Genomic DNA, 5,516 nt, shown 5'->3' with positions numbered 1-5,516 from the left:
AAACAAAAAACCCTATCATTTCTGATAGGGTTTTCAAAAGAAAGGCGATGACATACTCTCCCACAAATTGCAGTACCATCTGCGCAGGCGGGCTTAACTACTCTGTTCGGGATGGGAAGAGGTGAGCCCCGCCGCAATAACCACCTTAAGAGGTTTATTGGTTTCGGGTTATGGACCTAAGTGTTAAACACTGAACTCCAAATTTTGAACTCCAAACGCTGCTTTGCAGCAATATCTTAACATACTGAGATAAAGAAAACATTATTTTAAAAGAAAGTTCTCTCCCCCGCCAAAGCGGGGGAAAAGACGTACATAAGCTTACAGGTTATTAGTACTACTCGACTATGACATTACTGCCTTTACATCTATAGCCTATCAACGTGGTCATCTTCCACGACCTTTAAAAGAAATCTCATCTTGTGGTGGGTTTCGCGCTTATATGCTTTCAGCGCTTATCCCTTCCAAACGTAGCTACTCTGCGGTGCTCCTGGCGGAACAACAGATACACTAGAGGTTTGTCCAACTCGGTCCTCTCGTACTAGAGTCAGATCCACTCAAATTTCTAACGCCCACAGTAGATAGAGACCGAACTGTCTCACGACGTTCTGAACCCAGCTCGCGTGCCACTTTAATGGGCGAACAGCCCAACCCTTGGGACCTTCTCCAGCCCCAGGATGTGACGAGCCGACATCGAGGTGCCAAACCCCCCCGTCGATATGAGCTCTTGGGGGAGATCAGCCTGTTATCCCCGGCGTACCTTTTATCCTTTGAGCGATGGCCCTTCCATGCGGAACCACCGGATCACTATGCTCTACTTTCGTACCTGATCGACCTGTATGTCTCTCAGTCAAGCTCCCTTATGCCATTGCACTCTACGCACGGTTACCAAGCGTGCTGAGGGAACCTTTAGAAGCCTCCGTTACTCTTTTGGAGGCGACCACCCCAGTCAAACTACCCACCAAGCAATGTCCCCCGCAAAACGGGGTTAGGCCTCAGATAAGCAAAGGGTGGTATTTCAACAATGACTCCACAACTCCTAGCGAAGCCGCTTCATAGTCTCCCACCTATCCTACACATCACTTATCCAAGGTCAATACTAAGCTATAGTAAAGGTGCACAGGGTCTTTTCGTCCCACTGCGGGTAATCGGCATCTTCACCGATACTACAATTTCACCGAGCTCATGGCTGAGACAGTATCCAGATCGTTACACCATTCGTGCAGGTCGGAACTTACCCGACAAGGAATTTCGCTACCTTAGGACCGTTATAGTTACGGCCGCCGTTTACTGGGGCTTCAATTCAATGCTTCTCCGAAGATAACATCTCCTCTTAACCTTCCAGCACCGGGCAGGTGTCAGGCCCTATACTTCATCTTACGATTTTGCAGAGCCCTGTGTTTTTGATAAACAGTCGCCTGGATCTTTTCACTGCGGCCAGCATTGCTGCTGGCGACCTTTCTCCCGAAGTTACAGGTCTATTTTGCCTAATTCCTTAGCCATGAATCTCTCGAGCACCTTAGGATTCTCTCCTCGACTACCTGTGTCGGTTTACGGTACGGGTTCTTATAATCTAAGTTTAGAAGTTTTTCTTGGAAGCCCTTAGGCGCACTATCACTTTGTCCGAAGACTCCGTGTACTATCGTATTTCACCAAGTCCTGCGCATTTGACTACAGGACCTATAGCTAGGTACTTTAACGAACTATTCCGTCAGTTCGCGGCGCTTTCATCACTCCGTCGCTCCATCACAATTATAAGAAGTACGGGAATATTAACCCGTTGGCCATCGACTGTCCCTTTCGGGTTCGCCTTAGGTCCCGACTAACCCTCAGCTGATTAGCATAGCTGAGGAAACCTTAGTCTTTCGGTGTGCGGGTTTCTCGCCCGCATTATCGTTACTTATGCCTACATTTTCTTTTCTAACCGGTCCAGCAATACTCACATATCACCTTCAACCCTGTTAGAATGCTCCCCTACCACTTGTAATAAATTACAAATCCATAGCTTCGGTAGTATACTTATGCCCGATTATTATCCATGCTCGTCCGCTCGACTAGTGAGCTGTTACGCACTCTTTAAATGAATGGCTGCTTCCAAGCCAACATCCTAGCTGTCTGGGCAGACAAACCTCGTTTTTTCAACTTAGTATACATTTGGGGACCTTAGCTGATGGTCTGGGTTCTTTCCCTCTCGGACATGGACCTTAGCACCCATGCCCTCACTACTGGTTATCATTATATAGCATTCGGAGTTTGTCAGGAATTGGTAGGCGGTGAAGCCCCCGCATCCAATCAGTAGCTCTACCTCTATATAACTAATGTCCAGCGCTGCACCTAAATGCATTTCGGGGAGTACGAGCTATTTCCGAGTTTGATTGGCCTTTCACCCCTACCCACAGGTCATCCGAAGACTTTTCAACGTCAACCGGTTCGGACCTCCACTATGTGTTACCACAGCTTCATCCTGCCCATGGGTAGATCACACGGTTTCGCGTCTACCATTACTGACTAAAGCGCCCTATTCAGACTCGCTTTCGCTACGGATCCGTGACTTAATCACTTATCCTTGCCAGCAACGGTAACTCGTAGGCTCATTATGCAAAAGGCACGCCGTCACAGAACATGTCTGCTCCGACCGCTTGTAGGCGTATGGTTTCAGGATCTATTTCACTCCGTTATTCACGGTTCTTTTCACCTTTCCCTCACGGTACTGGTTCACTATCGGTCTCTCAGGAGTATTTAGCCTTAGCGGATGGTCCCGCCAGTTTCAGACAGGGTTTCACGTGCCCCGCCCTACTCAGGATACCACTATTCTTATCTTCTCTTACCCGTACGGAACTATCATCCTCTATGGTTAACCTTTCCAGGTTATTCCGGTTCAATCCGCAAGAAATGTCGTGGTCCTACAACCCCAATATTGCCGTAACAACATTGGTTTGGGCTGTTCCGCTTTCGCTCGCCACTACTTACGGAATCACTTTTGTTTTCTTCTCCTCCGCCTACTTAGATGTTTCAGTTCAGCGGGTTTGCCCCCTATCGGGTACTATGTCTTCAACATAGTGGGTTGCCCCATTCGGATATCTACGGATCAATTCGTGTGTGCCAATCCCCGTAGCTTTTCGCAGCTTATCACGTCCTTCTTCGCCTCTGAGAGCCACAGGCATCCCCCATACGCCCTTATTTTGCTTATTGTACTTTACTTGTTTATGCATATAAATACACAAAAACATACATGCTTTCTATATTTTTCTTGTTTTTCTTATCTCAATATGTCAATGAACGATTATTAGCCTAAAAGACTAAATTGTGGAGAATATCGGAGTCGAACCGATGACCTCCTGCGTGCAAGGCAGGCGCTCTAGCCAGCTGAGCTAATCCCCCGGTTATAGAATCGCGTTAACAGTGTTTAGCTAACAGTCCTATACGGTTCGTCACTAAATAGTGCAACTCAACTTCTAAAATTTCCTTAAAAAAAAAGACGCTTTGTAGTCCCGGGCAGACTCGAACTGCCGACCCCTACATTATCAGTGTAGTACTCTAACCAGCTGAGCTACGAGACTATTTATAATAGTAATGAGTAGTGAGATACGAGTAATGAGACTTTTCAGTGCTCAATTCTCTATTCTTATAACTCAATACTAATAAGCTCTTTTCTTCTTTGTATTATTTGAACTAACAGCGAGAGTAAGTTGACTTACTTACTTTTAAAATGACCCCTAGCGGTCGTGTCTCTAGAAAGGAGGTGTTCCAGCCGCACCTTCCGGTACGGCTACCTTGTTACGACTTAGCCCCAGTTACCAGTTTTACCCTAGGCAGCTCCTTGCGGTCACCGACTTCAGGTACCCCCAGCTTCCATGGCTTGACGGGCGGTGTGTACAAGGCCCGGGAACGTATTCACCGGATCATGGCTGATATCCGATTACTAGCGATTCCAGCTTCACGGAGTCGGGTTGCAGACTCCGATCCGAACTGTGACCGGTTTTGTAGATTCGCTCCTGGTCGCCCAGTGGCTGCTCTCTGTACCGGCCATTGTAGCACGTGTGTAGCCCAGGACGTAAGGGCCGTGATGATTTGACGTCATCCCCACCTTCCTCACGGTTTGCACCGGCAGTCTCGTTAGAGTTCCCGACATGACTCGCTGGCAACTAACGACAGGGGTTGCGCTCGTTATAGGACTTAACCTGACACCTCACGGCACGAGCTGACGACAACCATGCAGCACCTTGTAAGTTGTCCGAAGAAAAACCTGTTTCCAAGCCTGTCAACCTACATTTAAGCCCTGGTAAGGTTCCTCGCGTATCATCGAATTAAACCACATGCTCCACCGCTTGTGCGGGCCCCCGTCAATTCCTTTGAGTTTCAAACTTGCGTTCGTACTCCCCAGGTGGGATACTTATCACTTTCGCTTAGCCACTCAGTATTGCTACCGAACAGCTAGTATCCATCGTTTACGGCGTGGACTACCAGGGTATCTAATCCTGTTCGCTCCCCACGCTTTCGTCCATCAGCGTCAATATAATGTTAGTAACCTGCCTTCGCAATTGGTATTCCATGTAATATCTAAGCATTTCACCGCTACACTACATATTCTAGTTACTTCACAGTAATTCAAGTTCTACAGTATCAATGGCAGTTCGATAGTTGAGCTACCGGATTTCACCACTGACTTATAAAACCGCCTACGGACCCTTTAAACCCAATGATTCCGGATAACGCTTGGATCCTCCGTATTACCGCGGCTGCTGGCACGGAGTTAGCCGATCCTTATTCCTACGGTACCGTCAATCTGGCTCACGAGCCAGGGTTTCTTCCCGTATAAAAGCAGTTTACAATCCATAGGACCGTCATCCTGCACGCGGCATGGCTGGATCAGGCTTGCGCCCATTGTCCAATATTCCTCACTGCTGCCTCCCGTAGGAGTCTGGTCCGTGTCTCAGTACCAGTGTGGGGGATCTCCCTCTCAGGACCCCTACCCATCATTGCCTTGGTGTGCCGTTACCACACCAACTAGCTAATGGGACGCATGCTCATCTTTTACCGTTGGAACTTTAATTATTAAATGATGCCATTCAATAATACTATGAAGTATTAATCCAAATTTCTCTGGGCTATCCCTCTGTAAAAGGTAGATTGCATACGCGTTACGCACCCGTGCGCCGGTCTCAAAGTCCGAAAACTTCTACCCCTCGACTTGCATGTGTTAAGCCTGCCGCTAGCGTTCATCCTGAGCCAGGATCAAACTCTTCATCGTATATTTTTATATTTTTACGACCTTATTTGCTAGGTTATTCTTTTAATGATAATCAAGATCTTACTCTCTCTTATGCTGTCAATCCAATATGTCTATGAACGTATCATTCTGTTTTATTTCCACTCCTTCCAAACTTTCGTTCTCAAAGCGGGTGCAAAAGTACAACTTCTTTTTAATCCCGCAAGCCTTTTTGAAAATAAATCTCTTTATTTTTTTTGAAGCTTTTCAGTAAATCTAAGAACTCTCACAATCCCTTTTCACCTTTCGG

2 tRNA genes and 3 rRNA genes are annotated in these 5,516 nt (G+C 47.1%); all 5 read right to left on the bottom strand.

The features are described from left to right. Positions 1–39 precede the first annotated feature (39 nt). The 5 genes from rrf to EPI11_RS18860 all read right to left on the bottom strand — a co-directional run bounded on the left by rrf (position 40) and on the right by EPI11_RS18860 (position 5,248). Positions 40–148, bottom strand: a 5S ribosomal RNA gene (rrf, locus tag EPI11_RS18880). Positions 149–308: 160 nt separating this feature from the next. Then, a 23S ribosomal RNA gene (locus EPI11_RS18875) occupies positions 309–3,189 on the bottom strand. 115 nt (positions 3,190–3,304) lie between these two features. Beyond that, positions 3,305–3,378 (bottom strand) — tRNA-Ala (locus EPI11_RS18870). A gap of 105 nt (positions 3,379–3,483) precedes the next feature. Continuing rightward, a tRNA-Ile gene (locus EPI11_RS18865) sits at positions 3,484–3,557 on the bottom strand. Between the two features lie 175 nt (positions 3,558–3,732). Then, positions 3,733–5,248: ribosomal RNA gene (locus EPI11_RS18860) — 16S ribosomal RNA — on the bottom strand. The 16S, 23S and 5S rRNA genes sit together here with 2 tRNA genes alongside, the layout of an rRNA operon. Positions 5,249–5,516 lie beyond the last annotated feature (268 nt).

This window comes from Flavobacterium cerinum, from assembly GCF_004028155.1.
GTDB classification, from domain to species: Bacteria; Bacteroidota; Bacteroidia; order Flavobacteriales; family Flavobacteriaceae; genus Flavobacterium; species Flavobacterium cerinum.
The sequence above is the reverse complement of the archived record's forward strand: the minus strand, read 5'-3'. Positions and strand labels throughout refer to the sequence as shown.